Origin of the sequence: Streptomyces sp. NBC_01451 (genome assembly GCF_036227485.1) — a bacterium.
Taxonomy (GTDB): domain Bacteria; phylum Actinomycetota; class Actinomycetes; order Streptomycetales; family Streptomycetaceae; genus Streptomyces.
Window position 1 is genome coordinate 5,210,859 of the sequence record NZ_CP109479.1, and the last position, 22,235, is coordinate 5,233,093.

The following is a 22,235-nucleotide window of genomic DNA, read 5'->3' on the forward strand; positions in this document are numbered from 1 at the left end:
AAGGGGTGTACGCGCGTGCCCGCACTTGTGCTGCTCGGTGCTCAGTGGGGTGACGAAGGTAAGGGGAAGGCCACGGACCTGCTCGGCGGGTCTGTGGACTATGTGGTGCGCTACCAGGGCGGCAACAACGCCGGCCACACGGTAGTCGTGGGCGATCAGAAGTACGCCCTGCACCTCCTCCCTTCCGGAATCCTCACACCTGAATGCACACCCGTCATCGGCAACGGCGTCGTCGTCGACCCGTCGGTCCTGTTCTCCGAGCTGAACGGGCTGAACGAGCGAGGCGTCGACACGTCCAAGCTCCTGATCAGCGGTAACGCTCACATCATCACGCCTTACAACGTGACCGTCGACAAGGTGACGGAACGCTTCCTCGGGAAGCGGAAGATCGGGACCACGGGCCGTGGCATCGGCCCGACCTACGCCGACAAGATCAACCGGGTCGGCATCCGGGTCCAGGACCTGTACGACGAGTCGATCCTGACGCAGAAGGTCGAGGCGGCGCTGGACGGCAAGAACCAGCTCCTCACCAAGGTCTTCAACCGCCGGGCGATCGAGGCCGCCCAGGTCGTCGAGGAACTCCTCACCTACGCGGACCGGCTCAAGCCGTACGTCGCCGACACCGTCCTGGTCCTCAACAAGGCGCTCGACGACGACAAGGTGGTCCTCTTCGAGGGCGGCCAGGGCACGCTCCTGGACATCGACCACGGGACCTATCCCTTCGTCACGTCCTCCAACCCGACCGCCGGTGGCGCGTGCACGGGCTCGGGTGTCGGACCGACGAAGATCAGCCGGGTCATCGGCATCCTCAAGGCGTACACGACCCGCGTCGGCGCCGGCCCCTTCCCCACCGAGCTCTTCGACGAGGACGGCGACGCGCTGCGCCGCATCGGCCACGAGCGGGGCGTCACCACGGGCCGCGACCGCCGCTGCGGCTGGTTCGACGCGGTCATCGCCCGCTACGCGACCCGCGTGAACGGCCTGACCGACTTCTTCCTCACCAAGCTCGACGTCCTCACCGGCTGGGAGGAGATCCCGGTCTGCGTGGCGTACGAGATCGACGGCAAGCGCGTCGAGGAACTCCCGTACTCGCAGACCGACTTCCACCACGCGAAGCCGATCTACGAGACCCTCCCCGGCTGGTCGGAGGACATCACGAAGGCCAAGACCTTCGCGGACCTCCCGAAGAACGCCCAGGCGTACGTGAGGGCCCTGGAGGAGATGTCCGGCGCACCGATCTCGGCGATCGGCGTCGGCCCGGGGCGCACGGAGACGATCGAGATCAACTCGTTCATCTGACCGCTTCTCACCCTCTCCGGCAGCCGGCACCGCTCCAGCGTCGGCTGCCGGAGAGGCATCGGGGGCCGCGCATCCGCCCCGCAGCCTCCTGGACCGACGGCGGCCCATGCGGGAGTGCGGGCCGCATGGTGCTCTCCTGGGCGCCCGGCAGCTGATCGAATTGGCGGCCGGCGGTGAGGACCGGGTCTCGGACGGCCGTGCCGTAGAGCGCTGACTGCTTCAGGAGAGCGAAGGCCTCGGCGTGGACCGGCAGGGCTTTCTTCTGCCGCTGCTCTGCGCCGGTCTGAAACTGGCGGCGCCATTCGAGCCACAACTCGTCGATGTGTTCTTGCCTGTTGGGTGTGGTGCACCAGGTACGGATGTCGTCTTCGCCGGGATTCCGCTTGCCGTTCTCCAGCCGTGAGACCTTGGATTCCACCCAGCCGGTGGCCTCGGCGAATGCCAGGCCGCCCACGAAGCCCGCATTCCTGTGGAATCCGTGAAGCCGGGCACCCAGTGCTTCTTGTGCTTCTCATGTTTCTTGTGCTTCATTGTGGTGTAGTCGAAGCACTCCAAGTCTTCGGCGTCTTTGGCGTATTCGACGCATTCGGCGAACTCGGGGCGCCGAAGGGGTGCCTCTGGGTACATGCGGAAACGGGCGTGGTGGGACCGTCCGCAGTGCGGATTCTCGGCGGACGGGTCGGCAGGGGACAGCCGTTACGCGGGCCATGGGGCTCTGCTCGGAGAATCACGCATTCCCGGCGTGAGGTCGAGAAGCGCTCAGGGTGTGGCATCTGGTCGGATCGGTGGCGCAGGGGACCGTGCCGCCGTGGGTGAGGATCTCCCAGGCGAACCCGACGATGCCGGCCTGGAGACGGGACTCGACTGCGAGTTTGGCCAGTATCTGGGCGACATGGGCCTTGGTGGTGCGCTCGGTGATGGCCAGCTGGGTCGCGATGGCCCGGTTCGACGACCCCTTCGCCAGCATCCGGAAGACATCGAGTTCACGCCCGGATAACAGCGGCACCAGGGTCAGAGCGGCGTCCCAGACATGATGGTGGATCAGGGCCGTCTGCCGGCCGGCGGCGAAGTGGTGGGATGTTGTCAAAGATTCTGCGGTGTACATGACGGTTCCTCGGTGTCCTCTGGCTGATGGGAGGTCGTCTCGTGGGGTGAGTCTGCGCGCGCCGACGACGCGTGCGGGCCCTGCCGGTGAGGCCCGCAGGGCGGCTGGACGGGTGGGGGTCGTCCTGCCGGTCGGCCGCGGGACGCGGGCGTGGCGAACGGTGCGTCGGCGTTCCGAGGGGCGAATGAGGGCAGGCGTGGGGCACGGCGGGCAGATCAATTCTCGGCCAGCCGAATTGTGGTGAGCGGCGTGTGTATTTCGGCCGCTTCCGGTGGCTTACCTCGGATTCGGCTCGACCGGCCTTGGTCCAGCCTGCCGAACTCGCCTCGCTCCGGGTGGCTCGATATGGGCGCAGCGGTAAATGGGCGGAATTTCTTCCGAGGGTTGCCGGAGTGCCCTCGAAATCTTGGTCGGCCCGCTAAGGTGCGGGGCCGGCGTCGACGCCGGAAAGGAATTCGGGGCGGCTGCGGGGAGCGGACGGCGGGTCGAAAGCCCGACGTGATCCGGCCTTGCGGCGGGATTCCTGTGGTGCAGGCAACGGAAGGGGTCCGGCTCCCCCACCCATGATGGTCCCCCCCGAGTGTCTCGATGGAACGGCATCCCGAACAAAAGCCGAGCAATGCGTACACGGGTGGCCAGCCTCTGGAGGCCGTTGCCTTACGTTAAGTTACTCGGTTGCTACTGGGTTGAGCAATGCCGGATCCAATATCTGAGATGAGTGGCTGCATTTCGCCGTGAGGCTCGAATTGTCGGGCAACACGTCGCCGGGTGAAATGAGCGAGAGCGCCCGGAGAGGTGCCTCCGGGCGCTCTTCGGGTGTGTTCGGATGACCTCACGGAACGCCGGCGAGGCGCAGGAGTGCCGCCGTCCCGGCCGCCGCGAGGACGACGACGAGAAAGGGCGCCCTGCGCCAGGCGAGCACTCCGCCGACCAGGACCCCGAGCGCCCGGGCCGCGCCGGCGAAGCCGTCGCCCCCGGTGAGCGCCGCCGTGGCCGTCAGCGCGGCGAGCAGCACGACCGCCGATACCTCCAGCAGCCTCTCGACCTGCTTCGGGAAAGTGACCTTCGCCCGCAGGGCGGGACCGGAGAGGCGCAGCAGGAAGGTCCCGGCCGCCAGGGCGGACATCGCCGCCAGCGCCGGCAGCAGGGGAAAGGAACTGCTCATCGCGCCGCTCCTTCGAGGTTCTTCGTCCGGAACAGCGGCAGCGCGGCCAGCGCGGCCAGGACCGGCAGTCCGGCCGGCAGGAAGGCGGTGAGGGCCAGCGCGATCGCCGAGCCGGCCAGCGCGGTCCGCCGCAGTGCCCGGTCCTTCATCGCGGGCAGGATCAGGGCCAGGATCACCGCGGGGAACATCGCGTCCAGGCCGAGGGCGTCGGTGTCCCGGACGACGCTGCCGAGCAGCGCGCCGAGCGCGGCGCCGACAGGCCAGCAGGCCAGGATGCCCAGGCCGCAGGCCCAGTACGCGGCCCGCTTGCGGGCGATCCCCTCCTGGGCGATGGCGAAGACGACCGTCTCGTCGTTCATCAGGTGCGTGCCGAGCAGCCCGCGCCAGCCCCGCCCGAGCACATCGGGCACCGCCAGCCCGAACGGCAGGTGGCGGGCGTTGACCAGCAGGCCCGCCAGCAGCGCGGCGATCGGGCTTCCCCCGGCGGCGATGATCCCGACGAAGAGGAACTCGGACGACGCCGCCAGGACGAGCGCTCCCATGAGCACCGGGAACCACCACGGGAAGCCCGAGGTGACCGCGATGGCCCCGTACGACAGACCGATGACCCCTACGGCCAGGCAGACGAGCGCGATGTCCCGCGATGGCCCCTTGCCCAGCGTTTCCCATAACGTACGCATGGCTTTTATGGTGAACACCCTGAAGGGTGTTCGTCAAGACGAACGATTGACCATTGGAGCGAACGCACGTGTCCGACGTCGACCCCACTCTCAAGCCGCCCCTGGCAGTGATCGCCGCCTCCCTGCGGGCGGAACGGGTCCGGGCGGGGCTCTCCCTCACCGAGGCCGCCCGACGCGCCGGGCTCGCCAAGTCCACGCTCTCGCAACTGGAGTCCGGCACCGGCAATCCCAGCCTGGAGACGCTGTGGGCGCTGTGCGTGGCCCTGGAGATCCCCTTCTCCCGACTGCTGGCCGTCTCCCGTCCACCTGTCCAGGTGATCCGCGCGGGCGAGGGACCGGCCATCGGTTCGGCGCAGAGCGACTACCGGGCCACCCTGCTGGCCGCCTCTCCTCCGGGGGCGCGGCGGGACGTCTACAGCATCGCGGCCGAGCCGGGTCCGCAGCGCTCCTCCGCCCCGCACATGCCCGGCGTCGTGGAGCATGTCGTGATCGGCGCCGGCCGGGCCCTGGTGGGCACCGCCGACGAACCGGTGGAACTGCACCCGGGCGACTACATCAGCTACCCGGCCGACGTCCCGCACGTCTTCCGGGCACTGGAGCCCGGCACGCGCGCGGTACTCGTCTCGGAGCACTCCTGAGCACTCCTGAGCACTCCTGAGCACTCCTGAGCACTCCTGAGCACTCCTGAGCACTCCTGGGCACGTGCGCGGCCCGGCTTCAGTGCCCCATGCCCCAGCCGCCGTCCACGGGCAGGACGGCCCCGGTGATGTAGGCGGCGTCCTCGGAGGCGAGGAACCGGACCGCGGCCGCCACCTCCGTCGGCTCCGCGCCGCGGGCCAGCGGTACCCTGCTCAGCACGGCCGTACGCTGCTTCCCGTCGAGCGCCTTGGTCATGTCCGTGTCGACCATGCCCGGCGCCACCACGTTGCAGGTGACCCCCCGTGAGCCCAGTTCGCGGGCGACGGACCGGGCGAAGCCGACCAGACTCGCCTTCGACGCCGCGTAGTTGGTCTGCCCGGCCGCGCCCAGCAGGCCGACCGCCGAGGAGATCAGGACGATCCGTCCCCGCCGTGCGTCGACCATCTCCTCGGCGGCCCGTTTAACCACCCGGAAGACGCCCGTCACGTTGGTGTCCATCACGTCCGTGAAGTCCTTCTCGGCCATCCGCAGCAGCAGCCGGTCCCGGGTGATGCCGGCATTGGCCACCAGTACCTCCACCGGGCCGTGTGCCGCCTCCACCTCCTTGAACGCCCGCTCCACCTGCGCGGAGTCCGTGACGTCGCAGGTGACGGCGAGGCAGCCGAGGCCGGTCGCGGCCCGCGGTGGTTCACCCGTGCGGTAGGTCAGCGCGACCCTGTCGCCGGCCTGCGCGAAGGCACGCGCCACGGCGAGGCCGATCCCCCGGTTCCCCCCGGTCACGAGGACCGAACGGCTCATGTCGTCCACACACCCTTCTGCGTCTTCGGTCGGCCGGACCCGGCGGACACCGGTCAGGCGATCTTGTGGACCCAGCCGGACGGGTCCGGTCGCGAACCGTCCTGGATCCCCGTCAGCTCCGCGCGCAACCGCTCGGTGACCGGGCCGGGCGTGCCGCCGCCGATCGTCCAGTCCCCGTCCGCGCTCCGGACGAAGCCGACCGGGGTGATCATCGAGGAGGTACCGCAGGAGAACACCTCGGTCAGCGCCCCCGACTCCGCGTCGGCCCGCCACTGCTCCACACTGATCCGCCCCTCCTCGGCCCGGTGACCGAGCTCTGCCGCCAGGGCCAGCACCGAGTCCCGGGTGACGCCCGCCAGCAGCGTCCCGGACAGCTCCGGTGTCACCAGCCGGTCACCGTGGACGAAGAAGAGGTTGCTGGTGCCCATCTCGTCCACCCAGCGGCGTTCCGCCGAGTCCAGCCAGACCACCTGGTCGCAGCCCATCTCCCTGGCCTGCGCCTGCGCGACCAGCGTTCCCGCGTAGTTGCCGCCGCACTTGGCCTCGCCGGTGCCGCCGGGGGCCGCCCGGGTGTAGTCCTGGGAGAGCCACACGGTGAGCGGTTTCGCCCCGGCCGCGAAGTAGGAGGCCGCGGGCGAGGCGATCACCATGAACCGGTAGGCGGAGGAAGGGCCGTAGAAGCCGATGGTGGGCTGGGTGGCGATCATGAAGGGGCGCAGGTAGAGGCTGTGCCCGGGCCGGTCCGGGACCCAGTCGCGGTCGGCGCCGACCAGCAGTTCTAGAGCTTCGACGAAGGTCTCCTCGGGCAGCGTCGGCATCGCCATGCGCGCGCACGAGCGGTTCAGCCGGGCCGCGTTGGCGTACGGGCGGAAGGTCACCACCGTGCCGTCCTGGCGCCGGTACGCCTTCATGCCCTCGAAGACCTCCTGGCCGTAGTGGAACACCTGGGCCGACGGATCGAGCACCAGCGGCCCGTACGGGTGCAGCCGGGCATTGTGCCAGCCCTTGTCACGTTTCCAGTCGATGCTGATCATGTGGTCGGTGAACACCTCGCCGAAGGCGGGTGACTCCATCAGTGCCGTCCGCTCGGCGGCCGTTCGGCGGACGGCGGGCTCGGCGGTGAAGGTGATCGTCATGGGTGCGCTCCGGGGCAAGAGGTCACGGGGGTCTCTCAGGTCACAGGGGGATGTTGGCGTGCTTGCGGGACGGCTGGTCCGCGTGTTTGTTCCGCAGCATCCGGAAGGCGCGGATGAGCAGCGCCCGGGTCTCGACGGGGTCGATCACGTCGTCGACGAGGCCGCGCTCGGCCGCGTAGTAGGGGTGCATCAGCTCGGACCGGTACTCCTTGACCAACTGGGCACGCAGGGCGTCCGGGTCGTCGGCCTCGGCGATCCGCTTGCGGAAGATGACGTTCGCGGCGCCCTCGGCGCCCATCACCGCGATCTCGTTGGTCGGCCAGGCGTACGAGAGGTCGGCGCCGATCGAGCGGGAGTCCATGACGATGTACGCGCCGCCGTACGCCTTGCGCAGGATCAACTGGACCCGTGCCACCGTGGCCTCGCAGTAGGCGTACAGCAGTTTGGCCCCGTGGCGGATCACCCCGTCGTGTTCCTGGTCCACCCCGGGCAGGAAGCCCGGCACGTCCACCAGCGACAGCAGAGGGATGTTGAAGGCGTCGCACGTCCGCACGAACCGGGCGGCCTTCTCGCTGGCCTTGATGTCGAGCACCCCTGCCAGAGCGAGCGGCTGGTTGGCGACGATGCCCACCACCTGGCTGCCGAGCCGGGCCAGCCCGCACACGACGTTGCGTGCCCACGCCTCGTGGACCTCCAGGAAGTCGCCGTGGTCGACGATCTCCTCGATCACCCGGCGCATGTCGTACGGCAGCCGGCCCTCGGCCGGAACCAGGCCGAGGAGGGCGTCGTTGCGCCGGTCGTCCGGGTCGACGCACGGGACGGTCGGCGGGTTCTGCCGGTTGTTGGACGGCAGCAGGGACAGCAGGTACCGGACCTCGCCCAGGCAGGTCCACTCGTCGTCGTACACGAAATGCGCGACACCCGACAGCTGCGCGTGGACATCGGCGCCCCCGAGATTCTCCTGGCTGACGTCCTCGCCGGTGACGGCCTTCACCACGTCGGGTCCGGTGATGAACATCTGTGAGGTGCCGCGGACCATGAACACGAAGTCGGTCAGGGCGGGGGAGTAGGCCGAACCGCCCGCGCACGGGCCCAGGATCACCGAGATCTGCGGGATCACGCCCGAGGCCCGCACATTGCGGCGGAAGATGCCGCCGTAGCCGGCCAGGGCCGAGACGCCCTCCTGGATGCGCGCCCCGGCGCCGTCGTTGAGCGAGACCAGGGGAGCACCGGCCGCGGTGGCCATGTCCATGACCTTCTGGATCTTCTCCGCGTGTGCCTCGCCGAGCGCGCCGCCGAAGATCCGGAAGTCGTGCGCGTACACGAACACGGTGCGGCCCTCGACCGTCCCCCAGCCCGCGACCACGCCGTCCGTGTGCGGTCTGCGCTCCTCGATGCCGAAGCCGACCGCCCGGTGCCGGCGCAACTGCTCGATCTCGTTGAACGACCCCGCGTCCAGCAGCACGTCGATCCGTTCGCGGGCGGTCAGTCTGCCCTTGGCGTGCTGGGCCCGGGTCGCGCGCTCGCTCGGGCCGCCGCGCGCCCGTTCCCTGGTCGCGTGCAGGTCGGCCACCCGCGCCCGGATGCCGGTGCGGGTGCCCGGCGGCTGCTCCGTGAGTCCCTGCTGGACGGTCATCCGTTCCCTTCCCTTCCGTGGGTCCACGCGCCCACCGGCGCCGTGGCCGGTGGGGTCGTGGTGGCGCGGATCGCGCCGGGGCCGACGCCCGGTCACGACCGGGTCCGTGCGGGCGCGGCAGGCAGGACGGGGGTGGCCGTGACCTCCTGGGCGTCGGCCCGGGCGTCGCCCAGGACCACCGCCCGGCAGCGCTGCCGCTGTGCGCCCAGCCCCGACACCTCCGCCTCCACCACGTCACCGGCTCGCAGGTACGGCTGGTCGGGGCGGCCCAGCGCGACGCCGCCGGGCGTCCCGGTAAGCACCACGTCACCGGGGTGCAGCACCATGCACTGGCTCAGGTACCAGAGCAGGTGGGACACCTCGAAGACCATGTCCGCGGTGGACCCGTCCTGCATCAGCCGGCCGTTGACCCGGCAGGTCAGCCGCAGCCGGCCCGGGTCGCCCACCTCGTCCGGGGTGACCAGGTACGGGCCCACCGGACTGAACGACTCGAAGGACTTGCCCTTCACCCACTGCCCGCCACGTTCCAGGAGCCAGCTCCGCTCCGACACGTCGTTGCCGGTGGCGTACCCCGCGACATGGCGCAGCGCGGAGGCGGGGTCCGGCAGGTACTGCGCGCGCTGGCCGATCACCACGGCCAGCTCGACCTCCCAGTCCGTCTTCTCACCGCCGGGCGGCAGCAGCAGGTCGTCGTACGGGCCGACGAGCGTGGTCGGCGCCTTGCTGGCCACGATCGGCTCTTCGGGCAGCGCCAGGCCCGCCTCGGCGGCGTGCGCCCGGTAGTTGAGCCCGATCGACAGCAGATGCCCGCCCGGCCGGACGGGCGGGCCGACCCGCCCGGCGGCAGGGCCGACCGCCGGCAGCCGGGCGGCCTCCCGTGCCAGCCGCTCCGCCGTCTCCCGCAGCGCGTCGGGGTCCAGGGCCGCACCCGTCCAGTCCGGTACCCACGAGGCCAGGTCCCGCACGACGCCGTCGGGGCCCACCGCGCAGGGCCGCTCACCGCCCGGCGGTCCGATCCGCAGCAGCCGCATCTCAGCCGGCCGCCGGTGTCTGTTCGAGGTACTTCTCGAAGAAGCGGAATTCGTCGTCCGTCAGCCGCCGGGGCCGTCCGGCCCGGTAGTCGAACGGCGCCATCACGGTCGAGGCGGTGGCGTACACGGTGTCGCCGTCGCGGACCACGTAGTCGATGGCCACCGTCGCAGACTGGAGGTCGGAGACCCACATCTCGATCTCCACCGGTTCGTGCCGGTGGACCAGTTGGCGCCGGTAGCGGATCTGGTGGCTCACCACCACCGACCCGTCCTTGAAGAAGGCGTCGCCGTCGTTCGGCGCCATCCGGAAGACGAAGTCGACCCGCGCCTCCTCCAGGTAGCGCACATGGGAGACGTTGTTGACGATGCCGTAGACGTCCATGTCCGACCAGCGGATCGGGCAGAGGTAGCTGTGCCTCGCCATGGCGCTCAGCCCCCTTCGGCGACCGCGCCGGCGGCCGGTCCGAAGGCACCGGTGCGCTGCTGGAAGGCGCTCACGTAGTCGTCGGCGGCGATCGGCGCCCGCAGCAGTTCAGGGGAGAGGCCGAAGCCGCCGATCAGGGCGTCGGTGTACGGCCGGAGCCGCGCGCACAGCGTGTCCGCCTCCCGGGGCAGCAGCTCCACCTGCCGGTCTGTCAGCACACCGCGCGCCAGGTACCAGCCTGCGTCCCGGCGTACCTCGCTCAGCCCGTACAGCGCGGCCAGCAGGCCGAGTGCCGTCCTCGCCGACTCGTCCTCCGGCGTGTCGACCGCGGCGGCGAAGCACTCCAGCGCGGTCCGCACACCCCGGGCCCGGGCCATCTCCAGGCCGGTGTTGACGGTGCCGTTCCAGGCCTCGAAGTAGGTCCGGTCGCCGGTGTCGTCGGCCATGGCCGACGCGGCCTCCCGGAGCAGTTCCTCCTCTCGGTGCCGTACCGCCGCCACCAGGAACGCGAGGTCCCCCAGATCCCGTCCCACCGGGTCGGGGGCCGGCGCGGGCTCGGCGCCTGCGCCGGCGCCGTACTGCGCGATGATCTGCCCCGCCGTGGTGGCCAGCAGCACCTGGTTGTCGCCCTCCGCGGTGACCAGGCCCTGGAGCAGCGACCCGTAGTCCGCGATCCGGTTCGCGCTGAAGATGCCCTGCGCACCGCAGCGCTCACGGCAGGTGGCGACGACGTCGGTCATCTCCCAGGTGGACAGCGCCTTGGTGATCGACACCAGATGGTTCAGCTCGGCGGGGACGGCATCCTGCGGCGCTGCCGTGAACTCCCGCTTGGCATGGTTGAGCAGCAGCGTCATCGCGTACGTCCGGGACAGCGCGGTGTACAGCGCGAGCTGGTGGCTGCGGTACTCGATGACCGGCAGGTCGTTGCGGCCGGGCGCGTTGGTGAGCCGCTGCGCCGCGAACCGCAGCGCGATGTACACGCTCGCCCGGCCCGCACCCGTCGCCGCGCTGGACACGCACAGCCGGCCGGGCAGAATGCGGTTCATCGCGCGCAGGAACCGCTTGCGCCGGTTGCCGGACGCCGGGCGGAACACGCCGTCGTCGTCGAAGCCGCCCATGTCGCCGTGGAGCAGCTGGCGACGCGGGACGCGCACGTGGTCGAACCAGGTGAGGCCGTTGTCGAGACCCTGCACCGGCTTCTCCGGGCACGGCGCGGCGTGCACACCCTCGCACGACCGCTTCCCGTCGCTGATCCGGACGAGGAACGGGTACACGCCGTGGTCCTTGCCGTCCGCCTTCAGCCGGGCCATCACCACGGCCAGCTTGGGGACGTCCTGGAACCCGCTGTAGGACATGTGCTTCTGCGCGAGGGCGTCGGGCGTGTTCAGGACGAACGTCTCGGTGGCGGGGTCGTAGACGGCCTCGGTGCGCAGGGCGGCCACGTTGTTGCCGTAGCCCAGCTCGGTGGCCATGTACGGGCTGAAGGAGTCCAGCCGGTCCAGTTCGTCGGACAGGTCCTTCAGGTCCTCCCGGTCGCCGTGCTCCACGACGGTGCCGAAGGCCAGGTTGTAGTGCACCATCAGCAGCGAGAACATGGAGACGTCCACCAGCGACGGCCACTCGGCCAGCGCGAACAGCCGCCACGGATCGGCCAGGATCTCCCGCGGACGTTCCAGTCCGGCGTGCACGGCTCGCGACCGTTCGTAGGCCAGCTTCCCGGCCTCGGTCATGTCCAGGCCTTCGCGGGGGTCGAATACGGGGTCCAGCAGCAGTTCGTGCAGGTCCTGGTGCGTCTGCTCGTACCTGCCGTCGAAGAGCAGCCGGGACAGTTCGGCGGAGGCCGACGAAGTCATGTGTGGGTCCTTTCCCGCGGCGGTGACTCCCGCGGTGGTTGTGAGGGGACCGGCGGAGGGTGCGGCCGCGATCAGGCGGAACTCAGGAACGGATCAGGCCGAGGCGATCAGCAGGGCCGCGTTCTGGCCGCCGAAGCCGAACGAGTTGCTCAGGGCCACGCCGACGCGGGCGTGGCGCGCCGCGCCGTGCACGACGTCCACCTCCACCCGCGGATCGACCTCGGCGGTGCTCGCCGACGGCGGGATCACCCCGTGGTGCACGGTGAGCGCCGCGAACGCCGCTTCGATGGAACCGGCCGCGCCCAGCGGGTGCCCGGTGACGCCCTTGGTGGAGCTCACTCGCACGTTCGGGCCGGCCACCCGGTGGATCACCCCCGCCTCGATGACGTCGTTGAGCGGGGTCGACGTGCCGTGCGCGTTGACGTAGTCGATGTCCCGGCCGGTCAGCCCGGCGTCCGCGAGCGCCGCACGGACCGCCAGTTCGGCGCCCTTGCCCTCCGGGTGCGGGGACGTCACGTGATGCGCGTCCGCGGAGGCGCCGTACCCGATGACCCGGGCCACCGGCCGCACGCCCCGGGCCCGCGCGTGCTCCTCGGACTCCAGTACGACGACTCCGGCGCCCTCGCCGAGCACGAATCCGTCGCGGGCCGTGTCGAAGGGACGCGAGGCGGTCCCCGGGTCGTCGAGCCGCCGTGACAGTGCCCGCATCCTCGCGAACGAGGACAGGTACAGCGGCGTGATCGGCGCCTCGGCACCACCGGCCACGACGATGTCGGCCAGCCCCGACCGGAGCAGCTCGCGGCCCAGGCCGATCGCGCTGGCCCCGGCCGCGCACGCCGTGCAGGGGGCTGAGGACGGCCCGTGGGCCCCGATGTCGATCGCCACCTGGCCGGCGGCCATGTTGAGCAGTCCCATCGGGAGGGTCATGGCGGAGATCTCCTCCGGCCCCTCCTCCAGCAGTACGCGGTGCTGCGCCTCCAGCGTGGCGGTGCCGCCGGCGCCGGAGCCCAGGATCACCGCCACCCGTGAGCTGTCCGCCCACTCGCCCGGGACGAGCCCGGCCTGGTCCAACGCCTCGCGCGTGGCGGCGATGGCGAACTGGGCGTAGCGGTCCCACTGCCAGGCGGTGCGCCCGAGAGCGGCCGGGGCGAAGCCGGGCACCCGGCACGCCATGGTCACCGGCAGACCCTCCAGGTCGGCGTGGTGCGCCGCCGTCGGTCGGCCCTCGACCACGCGGTCCCAGCTCTCCTTGACGCCGATACCGGCGGGAGTCACCAGCCCGATGCCGGTGACGGCGGCCGCGAAGCCGGTCATCGGGCCGCGGCGCCCTTCTTCTCGACCAGGGCGACGATGTCGGAGACCGTGGAGATCTCGGACAGCTCCTCGTCACTGATCACGGCGCCCAGGCGCTTCTTCAGGGCGGTGGCCAGTTCGAGCTGCGACAGCGAGTCGAGACCGAGGTCGTCGAGGGTGGCCTCGGGCACCACCGTCTCGGCGTCCAGATCGAAACGGGCGACGAAGACCTCGACGACGGAGTCGTGGACGGAACTCATGATGTCTCCTTCTTTAGGGGCTTTAGGGGCTTTAGGGGCTTTAGGGGCTTTAGGGGCTGTAGGGGCTGTAGGGGTTCGAGAGGCGAAGAGGGAACGGGGGTCTCTGGACCGGGAAGCCGTCAGTCGACGGATTCCGCCCGGACCTCCGGCCACACGAGCGTGGTCGAGCCCCAGGAGAGACCGGCCCCGAAGGCGGAGATCAGCACCCGCTGGCCCGCCTTCAGGTCCCCGCGGGCGGCATAGTCGTTCAGCAGCAGGGGCACGGACGCGGCCAGGGTGTTGCCGACCCTGTCGATGTTCACCGCGACCCGCTCCCCGGGAAGCTCCAGCTCCTCCGCGACCGCGCGCACGATCCGGATGTTGGCCTGGTGGCCGACGAACCAGTCGACGTCCGCCGCGGACCAGTCGGCGCGCTTGAGAGCCGCCTGCGCCGACTGCGTCATCCGCTCGACGGCCTGCGTGTAGAGGGGACGCCCCTCCATCCGCAGATACCAGTCACCTGTCGGCACCGTGCCGTGCCCCAGGCCGCCGTCGGCGGAACGCTGCCGGGAACCGCCCGCCGGAACAGCCAGCAGGTCGGCCAGCGCCCCGTCGCTGCCGAGGTCGAACGGGCCCAGCGCGCCGGGCTCGTCCGGTTCGCCCCTGCGCAGGACGACCGCGCCCGCGCCGTCGCCGAAGATCGGCGCCGTGGACCGGTCCTCCGGGTCCACCAGAGTGGTGAACGCCTCCGACCCGATGAACAGCACGGTGTCGGCGGTGCCGGCGGCGATCAGGCCGGACGCGGTGGCGAGCCCGTACAGGAAGCCGCTGCACGCCGAGGTCAGGTCGAACGCGGCCAGCGGTCCCAGACCCAGTCGCGACGCCACCTCCGGCGCCACCGCCGGGCAGAGGCGCTCGGGCGAGGTGGTGGCCACGACCACGGCGTCCACCCCGGACACATCGGCCGACCGCAGGGCACGCTCACCGGCCGTCACGGCCATGCTCCCCGTCGACAGGCCTTCGGAGACGAACCGCCGCTCGCGGATGCCCGTCCTGGTACGGATCCACTCGTCCGTGGTGTCCAGGGTGCGGGAGAGGTCGTCGTTCGTGACCGTCACGGGCGGGAGAAAGCCTCCGATTCCCATCAGCACTGCCGTCATCGACTCACCCTCCTGAGGACTGCGGACCCGGCCTTGACCGGACGTCGAGCAAGGCTGGCCGAAGCCCCGAGGGCCGGGCAATTGGCCGTTGGTACAGGCGCCACGGCCTGTACCAACGGCCAATTGAACGGCTGCCGCGCCGGGTGCCAATCTCGCCGGGGTGACCACGACACCGACTGATCTCGCAGGGCTTCTCCCGGCCGGACGGGTGATCACCGACCCGTCCCGGGCAGCGTCCTTCGCCCACGACGAAGCAGCGGGCGCGCCTTACGCGCTCCCGGCGGCCGTGGTGCAGCCCCACGACACCGCCGAGGTGGCGGCCGTCGTGGCCTACTGCGCGGAGCACGGCGTGCCGGTGGTGGCCCGCGGGGCCGGCACCGGCCTGTCCGGCGGCGCCAACGCGGTCGAGGGCGCGGTGGTTGTGTCCTTCGCGGCGATGGACCGGATCCTGCGCATCGACCCGGACGAGCGGCTGGCCGTCACGCAGCCGGGCGTCGTCAACGAGGACCTGCGTGCCGCGTGTGCCGCCAAGGGTCTCTGGTACCCGCCGGATCCGGCCAGCGCCCCGTGGTCCACGATCGGCGGGAACGTCGCCACCAACGCGGGCGGACTGTGCTGCGTGAAGTACGGCGTCACCCGGGACTACGTGCTGGGCCTTGAGGTGGTCACCGGTCGCGGTGACGTGGTCCGGCTGGGGCGGCGCACCGCCAAGAGCTCGGCCGGTTTCGAACTCGCCGGTCTGCTGGTCGGTTCGGAGGGCACCCTGGGCCTGGTCACCGAGGTCACGGTGCGGCTGCGGGGTGAGCGTGCCCAGGAGCACACCGTCGTGGGCTACTTCGCCGACCTGCCGAGCGCCGGCCGGGCCGTCGCCCGGGTGGTGGCCTCCGGTGTGGTCCCGAGTGCCCTGGAACTCGTGGACCGCTTCTCCCTGCGCGCCGTCGACGAGTGGAAGAACATGGGCCTCACCGACGGCGGCGACGTGCTGTTGCTGGCCCGCTGTGACGCGCCCGGCGCGGTGGGCGCCCAGGAGGCGGACACCGTGCTGGCCTGCTTCGAGGCGGTCGGCGCCACCTGGAGCGCGCGGTCCGGCGATCCGGCCGAGGCGGACGCCCTGTTCGCCGCGCGGCGCCTGGTCTATCCCGCGCTGGAACGCCTGGGCATGGTGCTCAGCGAGGATGTCTGCGTTCCCCGCAGCCTGCTGCCCGAGATGCTCGCCTGCATCGAGGACGCCGCCGCGCGGCACGGTGTGCGCATCGCCACCCTGGCGCACGCCGGGGACGGAAACCTGCACCCGATGCTGGTCGTGCCGCGCGGCGACGAGCGGGAACTCGCCCGCTGCCGCGGGGTGTTCGAGGAGGTCGTCGACCAGGCGCTCGCGCTGGGAGGCACGGTCACCGGCGAGCACGGCGTGGGTCTGCTGAAGATGCGTGGCCTGGCCGACGAACTGGGCCCGGCGGTACTGGACCTGCACCGCGGCATCAAGCGGGTGTGGGATCCGGCGGGCATCCTCAACCCGGGCAAGGTCTTCACCACCTGACGCCGACGGCATCAGCCCTGACGGACGGCGGCCGTCGGCGGCGCGAGCCTCGGCTCCGCCGCGCCGGCTCCCCTGTGCGGGAGGAGTGATTGCCGAGGGCCGGAAGACGGTCGGCGACAAGACGGTCGGCGACATGCCCGGTTCTGCCGCACCACCGCCGAAGAGGCGCCCTGATCCGGTGGACGCCCTGGCCGTGGCCGTCCGGCCCGCGGCCTCGGGGCCGTGCGAAGCCGTGCGGCTCTTCCGCGGCGGACGCCTCGCCGTCCGTCGGCATCGGGTGCGGGTCGCCGGCCATACCCGGTCCGCTCGGCAAGCCGTCCGTGACCTGTGGGCCCGCACCGGACATCGTCCGGGACGACGGCACCCGGTGGGGCTCCGGTGCGACCCGAGGAGTTCCGCACCTGTTCGTCCCGGCAGAACTCCTCGTGGCCGCCGACGGAACGCACGCCGCGCTCGGTACGTACTCCTCGGCCGAACCGCGCCACGCGCTGTGGCGCGGTGTCACGCCGTCAGGGGCGTGCGCTGTGTGGCAGCTGTTCCTCCCAGTGCCACGGGCCCGCAGGCAGCCACGTCCTCAGCTCGTGAAGATGAAGTACTTCCACGCGCCGTGCGTCGTCGTGTTCACGTTGTCGCCCGACGCTCCGTCGAGGTAGGACGAGCGGATGCGGAAGCGGTAGCCGATGTCGTGCGTGCCGCCCAGTTCCACGCGCGAGATGCCGGACGAGTCCATGGCGAAGTACTGGGAGCCGCCGTCGTACCAGGAGCCCTCGTAGAAGTACTCGATCTGGAGGCGCTGTTCGCGGTGCGGGTACGCCGTCATGGACGTGGTGAACAGCGGGACCGTCGCCTGGTGGAAGTAGGCGTACGTCTGGCCGTACACGTTCTTGTTCTTGTACTGGCGGCTGATCGACGTCGACACCTTGACCTTGGTGTAGACCGTGCTGGCGACCGTCTTGGGCGCGTAGCGCGAGTCGCCCGTGAAGCGTGCCGTCAGGCGGGTGTCGCGGGTGAGCTTGTACGTGGCCGAGAAGTCGCCGTTGCTGTTGACCGTGCCGGCCTTGACCAGCTTGTCGGGCCGGTCGGAGCCGTACGGGTCGGCCCAGATCTCGACCTTGCGGTTCTTGTACGTCTTGCCGAGGTGCGCCGTGAACTTGACGCTCTTCGCGTAGTCGTACGTCTTCTTGTTGTTGGAGAGGCGGAGCGTGGCCGCCGCGCGCGAGACGTCGACCGTGTCCGAGCCGGAGGACGCCAGGTGGTCGGCGTCACCCGCGTACGACAGCGTGTACGTCACCTTGCCGCCGGCCGGCGGGCTGTTGGTGAAGGAGAACGTGCCGTTCGACGCGACCGTCGCCGTGCCGATCTTCCGGCCGCCGGGGTTGTCCAGGTCCTTGCGGGTGATGGTCAGCTTGGTGCCCGCCGGGAGGGCCACTTTGCTGGTGATCTTGCCCTTGACCGTGAGCTTCTTCGTGCGGTCGGACTTGGCGGGGGCGGTGACGGAGACGCTGGTGACAGCCTTCGTCGGGTTGTTCAGGACGCGCAGGTCGTACTTGTTGTCCCCGGCGGCCGTCACCGCGAACAGCCGGGACCTGTCCGGTGCCCAGCCGAGGCCCGCCGTGGCGAGCTGACCGGTGCTGTCCCCGTTGACGAGGTCGTAGTCCCGGACCGAGGCCGCGCGGCCCGGCCTGTAGACGTTCAGGCCCTGGCCGAAGTACGTGTCGTTGCCCGCGGCGACCGTGCCGTCGGGGGCGACGGCGACCGCGTTGGCGGACCCCGCGGTGTTGGAGTACTTGCCGTCCGCCGTGAGGTCGGAGGTCTTGTACGTCACGTGGTTGGACGGGTCCTGGGCGGCCACGACGACCCGCCCGCCGTCCGCCGTGACCGAGAGGTCGCGCAGTTCGCTGCCCGCGACGGTCTTGCGCGCGGTGGCGGTCGCGGTGCCCGACGAGACGTCGTACACGCCCAGCTCGGACCAGGCCAGGCCGGGCAGGCCCGCGACCAGGCTGCCGGAGCCCGGCGCGGCGTCCAGCAGGGGAGCGGCGCTCCACGGCTTGGCCGCGTCGGCGTCCAGGGTGACCTTGTGCTCCGGGTCGGTCAGGTCGACCGAGCCGATGTTGCCGGTGCCCGGGGAGCCGTATCCGAACCACAGCCTGCCGCCCGCGAGGGCCACGGACTGGGGGTTCACGTCCCCTGTCGGGTACTGCGCCGACACCGTGACCGTGGCCGCGTCGACGGCTACGATCGCGTCGGCCTTGTCGCCCTGGTCGTCGGGCACCGCCGCGTACAGCGTCCTGGAGTCGGCGGACAGCTCCAGGCCCTTGACGCCGGGCAGGTTGGACACCTCCGCGACGAAGTTGCCCCGGTAGTCCGTGGCGACGATCCGGTCGCTGACCGGATCGGTGACGAAGACGCGCTGGTGAAGGCCGTCCACGACGATGTCCCCGAACGAGACGATGCCCAGGTCCCGCTGGTCGTCCGCCATGGCGGTGCCCGCGACGCCGGTGGTGAGCGCGACGAAACCGAAAGTGAGTGCGACCGCAAGCGCGGTCGAGAGAGTGCGTCTGTGCACGATGGTTTCGAACCCCCCGGTACGAAAGTGCCCCGCAGCGGGGCCACTTGGTCTCTGTGTGGAACAAGTGAAGAGCAGCGTAGGTCACACCACTGACAGAAGGTTCACACGGGGTTGACGGGACGTGTGGGACTCCCGCTTTTCGGTGGAATTGACCGGGACATGGCCTGTCATGGCCTGTTCTTGGTTCCTGGCGGGCCCGTGTGCCGCCACGATCTACGCGTGTAGCCACCCGCCTGCTGTCCCCGGTTGTCCCCGTACTGTCCCCCGTTGTCCTCTGCCGCCCCGGCCGTCCCAGCTGCCCAGGAGTCCCGCCCATGCCCATATCGCCCATGAACCGCCGTCAGTTCATGCACAAGTCGGCCGTCACCGGTGCCGTCGTGGCAGCCGCCGGAACCGTCGCGGCAGCCCCCGCGCAGGCCGCCGAGCGTCCCGACAGCGCGCACTGCAAGCCGCCCCGCACCTGGTCCTTCTCCATCCTGGGCACCACCGACCTGCACAGCCACGTCTTCGACTGGGACTACTACACCGACGCCGCCTACACCGACAAGGCCGGCAACTCGGTCGGTGTCGCCCGCGTGGCCACCCTCATCAAGCAGCAGCGCGCGGAGAAGGGCGAGGACCGCGTCCTGCTCGTCGACGCGGGCGACATCATCCAGGGCACGTCACTGGCGTACTACTACGCGCGCGTGGACCCCATCGACGCGGGCAAGGGCAAGCGCGGCCCCGAGCACCCCATGGCCGTCGCCATGAACGCCATGCGCTACGACGCCGCCGCCCTCGGCAACCACGAGTTCAACTACGGCATCGACACCCTCCGCAAGTTCGAGAGCCAGTGCCGTTTCCCGCTCCTCGGCGCGAACGCGCTCGACGCGAAGACGCTCCGGCCCGCCTTCCAGCCGTACACCGTCAAGCGCATCCGGGTCCCCGGCGCACCGGACATCAAGGTCGGCATCCTCGGCCTCACGAACCCCGGAATCGCCCTGTGGGACAAGGACAACGTCGCCGGGAAGATGTCGTTCACGGGGCTCGTGGAGCAGGCGAAGAAGTACGTCCCGCGCATGCGCGCCCTCGGCTGCGACGTCGTCTTCCTCACGGACCACTCGGGCCTGGACGGCAGTTCGTCGTACGGGACCGAGCTGCCCTACGTCGAGAACGCGTCGAACCTGGTGGCCGAGCAGGTGCCCGGGATCGACGCGATCCTCGTCGGGCACACGCACACCGAGGTGTCGTCCTACACGGTGACGAACAAGACGACCGGCAAGGACGTGGTCCTCTCCGAGCCGTACTGCTACGGCATGCGCCTGACCGTCTTCGACTTCGAGCTCGAACTCGAACGCGGTCAGTGGAAGGTGACCAGCACGAAGGCGAAGACCCTCAACAGCAACGCGGTCGCGGAGGACGAGCACATCACCAGGCTGCTCAAGGCCGACCACGACCTCGTCGTGAAGTACGTCAACACGGCTGTCGGCACGTGTACGGCGGACCTGTCGGCGGCCGAGGCGTGCTGGAAGGACGTACCCGTCATGGACTTCATCCACCAGGTCCAGATGGCCACCGTGGCCACCGGCCTGTCGACCGCCGACGCCGCCCTCCCGCTCATCTCGGTCGCCGCGCCGTTCAGCCGCAGCGCCGACATCCCGAAGGGCGATGTCAGCATCCGCGACGTCGCCGGGCTCTACATCTACGACAACACCCTGTACGGCAAGAAGCTGACCGGAGCCCAGCTCAAGGACTACCTGGAGTACGCGGCGAAGTACTACCACCAGGTGCCGGCGGGCACGGCCGTCGACACCGCGACGCTGACGAACGCCAACAGCTTCTGGGACTACATGTACGACACGGCCGCCGGCGTCGACTACGAGATCGACATCGCGCAGGCGGAGGGTTCGAGGATCAAGAACCTTTCCTACAAGGGCACTTCGGTCACCGACGACCAGGTCTTCGTCGTGGCCGTGAACAACTACCGCGCCAACGGGGGTTCCGGTTACCCGCACATCGCCGCCGCCGACATCGCGTACAGCTCGACGAACGAGATCCGCCAGCTGATGATCGACTACGTGACGACGAAGGGAACCCTGGACCCCGCCGACTTCGCGGTCACCAACTGGAAGCTGACGCAGGGCGGTACGGCGGTGTTCCCCGCCGCCTGACGGGAGTTGTGTCTCCGGTAACTCCCATGAGGGCCATGGGAGTTACCGGAGACACGCAATCCGTCCGGACCGGCGTTACGCGCGGCGCCGCAGCCGTGCGTAGGCGGCCAGGGAGCCTCCGCCGAGCACCAGCGCGCTGCCGCCGAGGGACAGGGCGATCGTGCCGCTGTTGTCACTGCCGGTGCTGGCAAGCTGGGTGCCGGTGCCGGTGCCGGCCGGGGTGGATGTGGCGGGCGTGGGAGTGGCTGTGGACGTGGGAGTGGCACCGGTTGATGCCGATGCGGACGTCGATGGTGATGCCGACGTGGTGGGGCTCTGGCTCTGACTCGGGGATGTCGACCGGCTGCCGGTCAGCGTGACCTGGGCGGACGCGGCGCCCAGGTACGTGCCCCGGAACGGGACGGAGCCGCCCGCGTTGACGATGACGCTCTGAGCGAGGCGGGTCTTGCCGAGTGGGGCGTTCGCCTTCCAGGAGACCCGTGCTCGTACGGTGCTGCTGTCGCCCGCAGGGGCCGCGTAGTCGGGGCCACGCAGGTAGAAGCCCGCGGTGTCGGGTTCGGCGGCCGTGAGCACCGGGGCCAGCGTGACCCACTCGCCCTCGCGGTACACCTGCACGGTCGTGTGGCGGTCGGTGAACAGGACGCTGCTGACGTTGACGTAGTCCGACGCCGTCGAGTTGGCCACGGTGGCCTTGAACTCGACGGGCGCCCCGCCGGGCACGGCCGTCGCGGGCACACCGGTGAGGCGGGCGGTCAGGCCCTTGACGGGGATGGTCCGGACGTCACGTGCCTGGAGGACCCAGGAACCGTCCGCGGCGCCGACGGACGAGGTCAGCCTGACGGACTGGGTGCCGCCGTCGCTGTCGCCGTTGTGCGGCTCGCCCATGGGCAGCCCGAGACGCAGGTGCAGGACACGGCTCTCGCCGGGGCCGAGCGTGATGGTGGGCGGCAGCGTCCCCTGGAACGAACCGCTGTGGTACTCCAGCGTCACCTTCTCCCAGGCCCCGTCGTCCGTGCGGTACCAGATGGCCAGGCCGTTCTCCGGCATGCCGGCGCCGGCGTCCGCGACCAGGTTGAGGAAGACGTCCTCCGACTCGGTCGCGGAGGTGTTGGTGATCTTCTCGGTGAACTCGACCGGCTGCCCGGCCAGCCCCAGGGTGCCGGGCCCGTCCACGGTCAGCTCGGTGTGGCAGCAGGTCTGCGAGGGCCCGGCCGACGGAGTCGGCGTCCCCGGCGCGGCCCACACGGCAGGCGCGGTGGCGGCCACCGCGCCCAGCGACATCAGCACACCGGCCGCCCCCATGGCGAGTGGACGACCGATACGAATGGTGCGAAACATGAATCCCCCCGGATTCGCTGAAGGTGCGATGCGGTGCGATGGAGTGCGATGCAGTGCTCGGTGGTGCGATGCAGTGCGGTGCGGTATAGCGCGGTGCAGTGCTGCGTAGTGCGTGCGAGATGCGCAGTGTCGGCTCCGATGTGTCCGTCCCGTACGTCCTGGTCCGGAGTGAGCCCCTGCGAC

19 protein-coding genes are annotated in these 22,235 nt (G+C 70.5%); 4 read left to right on the forward strand and 15 right to left on the reverse strand.

The annotated features are described in order from the left end of the window. Positions 1-15 precede the first annotated feature (15 nt). Positions 16-1,299: an adenylosuccinate synthase gene (locus tag OG595_RS22775; protein WP_329274815.1), complete on the forward strand. Its 1,284-nt coding sequence runs from the start codon at positions 16-18 to the stop codon at positions 1,297-1,299. Positions 1,300-1,306: 7 nt separating this feature from the next. On the opposite strand, the gene OG595_RS22780 is transcribed toward OG595_RS22775, so the two are convergent. The 4 genes from OG595_RS22780 to OG595_RS22795 all read right to left on the reverse strand — a co-directional run bounded on the left by OG595_RS22780 (position 1,307) and on the right by OG595_RS22795 (position 4,249). After that, entirely contained in the window at positions 1,307-1,753 is a 447-nt protein-coding gene (locus OG595_RS22780; protein ID WP_329274818.1) for a helix-turn-helix domain-containing protein, read from the reverse strand. Positions 1,754-2,026: 273 nt separating this feature from the next. After that, complete coding sequence (locus OG595_RS22785; RefSeq protein ID WP_329274821.1) at positions 2,027-2,404, reverse strand: LuxR C-terminal-related transcriptional regulator; 378 nt, start codon at positions 2,402-2,404, stop codon at positions 2,027-2,029. An 832-nt stretch (positions 2,405-3,236) separates the two neighbouring features. Continuing rightward, positions 3,237-3,569, reverse strand: coding sequence for an AzlD domain-containing protein (locus OG595_RS22790; protein ID WP_329274823.1), 333 nt, complete (start codon positions 3,567-3,569; stop codon positions 3,237-3,239). Further along, positions 3,566-4,249 (reverse strand): AzlC family ABC transporter permease, encoded by a 684-nt coding sequence (locus tag OG595_RS22795; RefSeq protein WP_329274825.1) that lies wholly within the window; start codon positions 4,247-4,249, stop codon positions 3,566-3,568. Before OG595_RS22795 ends, OG595_RS22790 begins: the two co-directional genes overlap by 4 nt. Positions 4,250-4,317: 68 nt before the next feature. On the opposite strand from OG595_RS22795, the gene OG595_RS22800 reads away from it, so the two are divergent. Then, positions 4,318-4,887, forward strand: coding sequence for a helix-turn-helix domain-containing protein (locus OG595_RS22800; protein WP_329274827.1), 570 nt, complete (start codon positions 4,318-4,320; stop codon positions 4,885-4,887). Between the two features lie 79 nt (positions 4,888-4,966). Here OG595_RS22800 and fabG read toward each other — a convergent pair whose 3' ends face one another. From fabG to OG595_RS22845, 9 genes are all read right to left on the reverse strand, one after another. Next, positions 4,967-5,686 (reverse strand): 3-oxoacyl-ACP reductase FabG, encoded by a 720-nt coding sequence (fabG, locus tag OG595_RS22805; protein ID WP_329274829.1) that lies wholly within the window; start codon positions 5,684-5,686, stop codon positions 4,967-4,969. Positions 5,687-5,739: 53 nt separating this feature from the next. Then, positions 5,740-6,822 carry a branched-chain amino acid aminotransferase gene (locus tag OG595_RS22810; RefSeq protein WP_329274831.1) on the reverse strand — a complete coding sequence of 361 codons (1,083 nt, stop codon included), beginning with the start codon at positions 6,820-6,822 and terminating at the stop codon, positions 5,740-5,742. A 40-nt stretch (positions 6,823-6,862) separates the two neighbouring features. Next, positions 6,863-8,458 (reverse strand): acyl-CoA carboxylase subunit beta, encoded by a 1,596-nt coding sequence (locus OG595_RS22815; protein ID WP_329274833.1) that lies wholly within the window; start codon positions 8,456-8,458, stop codon positions 6,863-6,865. A 92-nt stretch (positions 8,459-8,550) separates the two neighbouring features. Beyond that, positions 8,551-9,489: a fumarylacetoacetate hydrolase family protein gene (locus OG595_RS22820; RefSeq protein WP_329274835.1), complete on the reverse strand. Its 939-nt coding sequence runs from the start codon at positions 9,487-9,489 to the stop codon at positions 8,551-8,553. Position 9,490: 1 nt separating this feature from the next. Then, positions 9,491-9,913: an acyl-CoA thioesterase gene (locus OG595_RS22825; RefSeq protein WP_329274837.1), complete on the reverse strand. Its 423-nt coding sequence runs from the start codon at positions 9,911-9,913 to the stop codon at positions 9,491-9,493. Positions 9,914-9,918: 5 nt separating this feature from the next. Continuing rightward, a complete protein-coding gene (locus tag OG595_RS22830) occupies positions 9,919-11,766 on the reverse strand; it encodes an acyl-CoA dehydrogenase family protein (RefSeq protein ID WP_329274839.1) in 1,848 nt (615 codons plus the stop codon). Between the two features lie 93 nt (positions 11,767-11,859). Beyond that, entirely contained in the window at positions 11,860-13,080 is a 1,221-nt protein-coding gene (locus OG595_RS22835; protein WP_329274841.1) for a beta-ketoacyl-[acyl-carrier-protein] synthase family protein, read from the reverse strand. Beyond that, the gene (locus OG595_RS22840) at positions 13,077-13,319 is read right to left on the reverse strand and encodes an acyl carrier protein (RefSeq protein WP_329274844.1); all 243 of its coding nucleotides are present in this window, start codon (positions 13,317-13,319) and stop codon (positions 13,077-13,079) included. The genes OG595_RS22835 and OG595_RS22840 overlap by 4 nt, the downstream gene beginning before the upstream one ends. A 119-nt stretch (positions 13,320-13,438) precedes the next feature. After that, positions 13,439-14,458, reverse strand: coding sequence for a beta-ketoacyl-ACP synthase III (locus tag OG595_RS22845; RefSeq protein WP_329274847.1), 1,020 nt, complete (start codon positions 14,456-14,458; stop codon positions 13,439-13,441). Between the two features lie 160 nt (positions 14,459-14,618). Here OG595_RS22845 and OG595_RS22850 point away from each other — a divergent pair, with 160 nt between their 5' ends. Continuing rightward, positions 14,619-15,995, forward strand: coding sequence for an FAD-binding oxidoreductase (locus OG595_RS22850; RefSeq protein WP_329274850.1), 1,377 nt, complete (start codon positions 14,619-14,621; stop codon positions 15,993-15,995). Between the two features lie 574 nt (positions 15,996-16,569). Here OG595_RS22850 and OG595_RS22855 read toward each other — a convergent pair. After that, complete coding sequence (locus OG595_RS22855) at positions 16,570-18,561, reverse strand: Ig-like domain-containing protein (protein ID WP_329274853.1); 1,992 nt, start codon at positions 18,559-18,561, stop codon at positions 16,570-16,572. A gap of 317 nt (positions 18,562-18,878) precedes the next feature. Between OG595_RS22855 and OG595_RS22860 the strand changes: the two genes are divergently transcribed. Continuing rightward, a complete protein-coding gene (locus OG595_RS22860; RefSeq protein WP_329274856.1) occupies positions 18,879-20,714 on the forward strand; it encodes a bifunctional metallophosphatase/5'-nucleotidase in 1,836 nt (611 codons plus the stop codon). 75 nt (positions 20,715-20,789) lie between these two features. Here the strand turns inward: OG595_RS22860 and OG595_RS22865 are convergent, their stop codons facing one another. Further along, on the reverse strand, positions 20,790-22,052 hold the full coding sequence (locus tag OG595_RS22865; RefSeq protein WP_329274858.1) for a hypothetical protein: 1,263 nt from the start codon (positions 22,050-22,052) through the stop codon (positions 20,790-20,792). Positions 22,053-22,235: the final 183 nt, after the last annotated feature.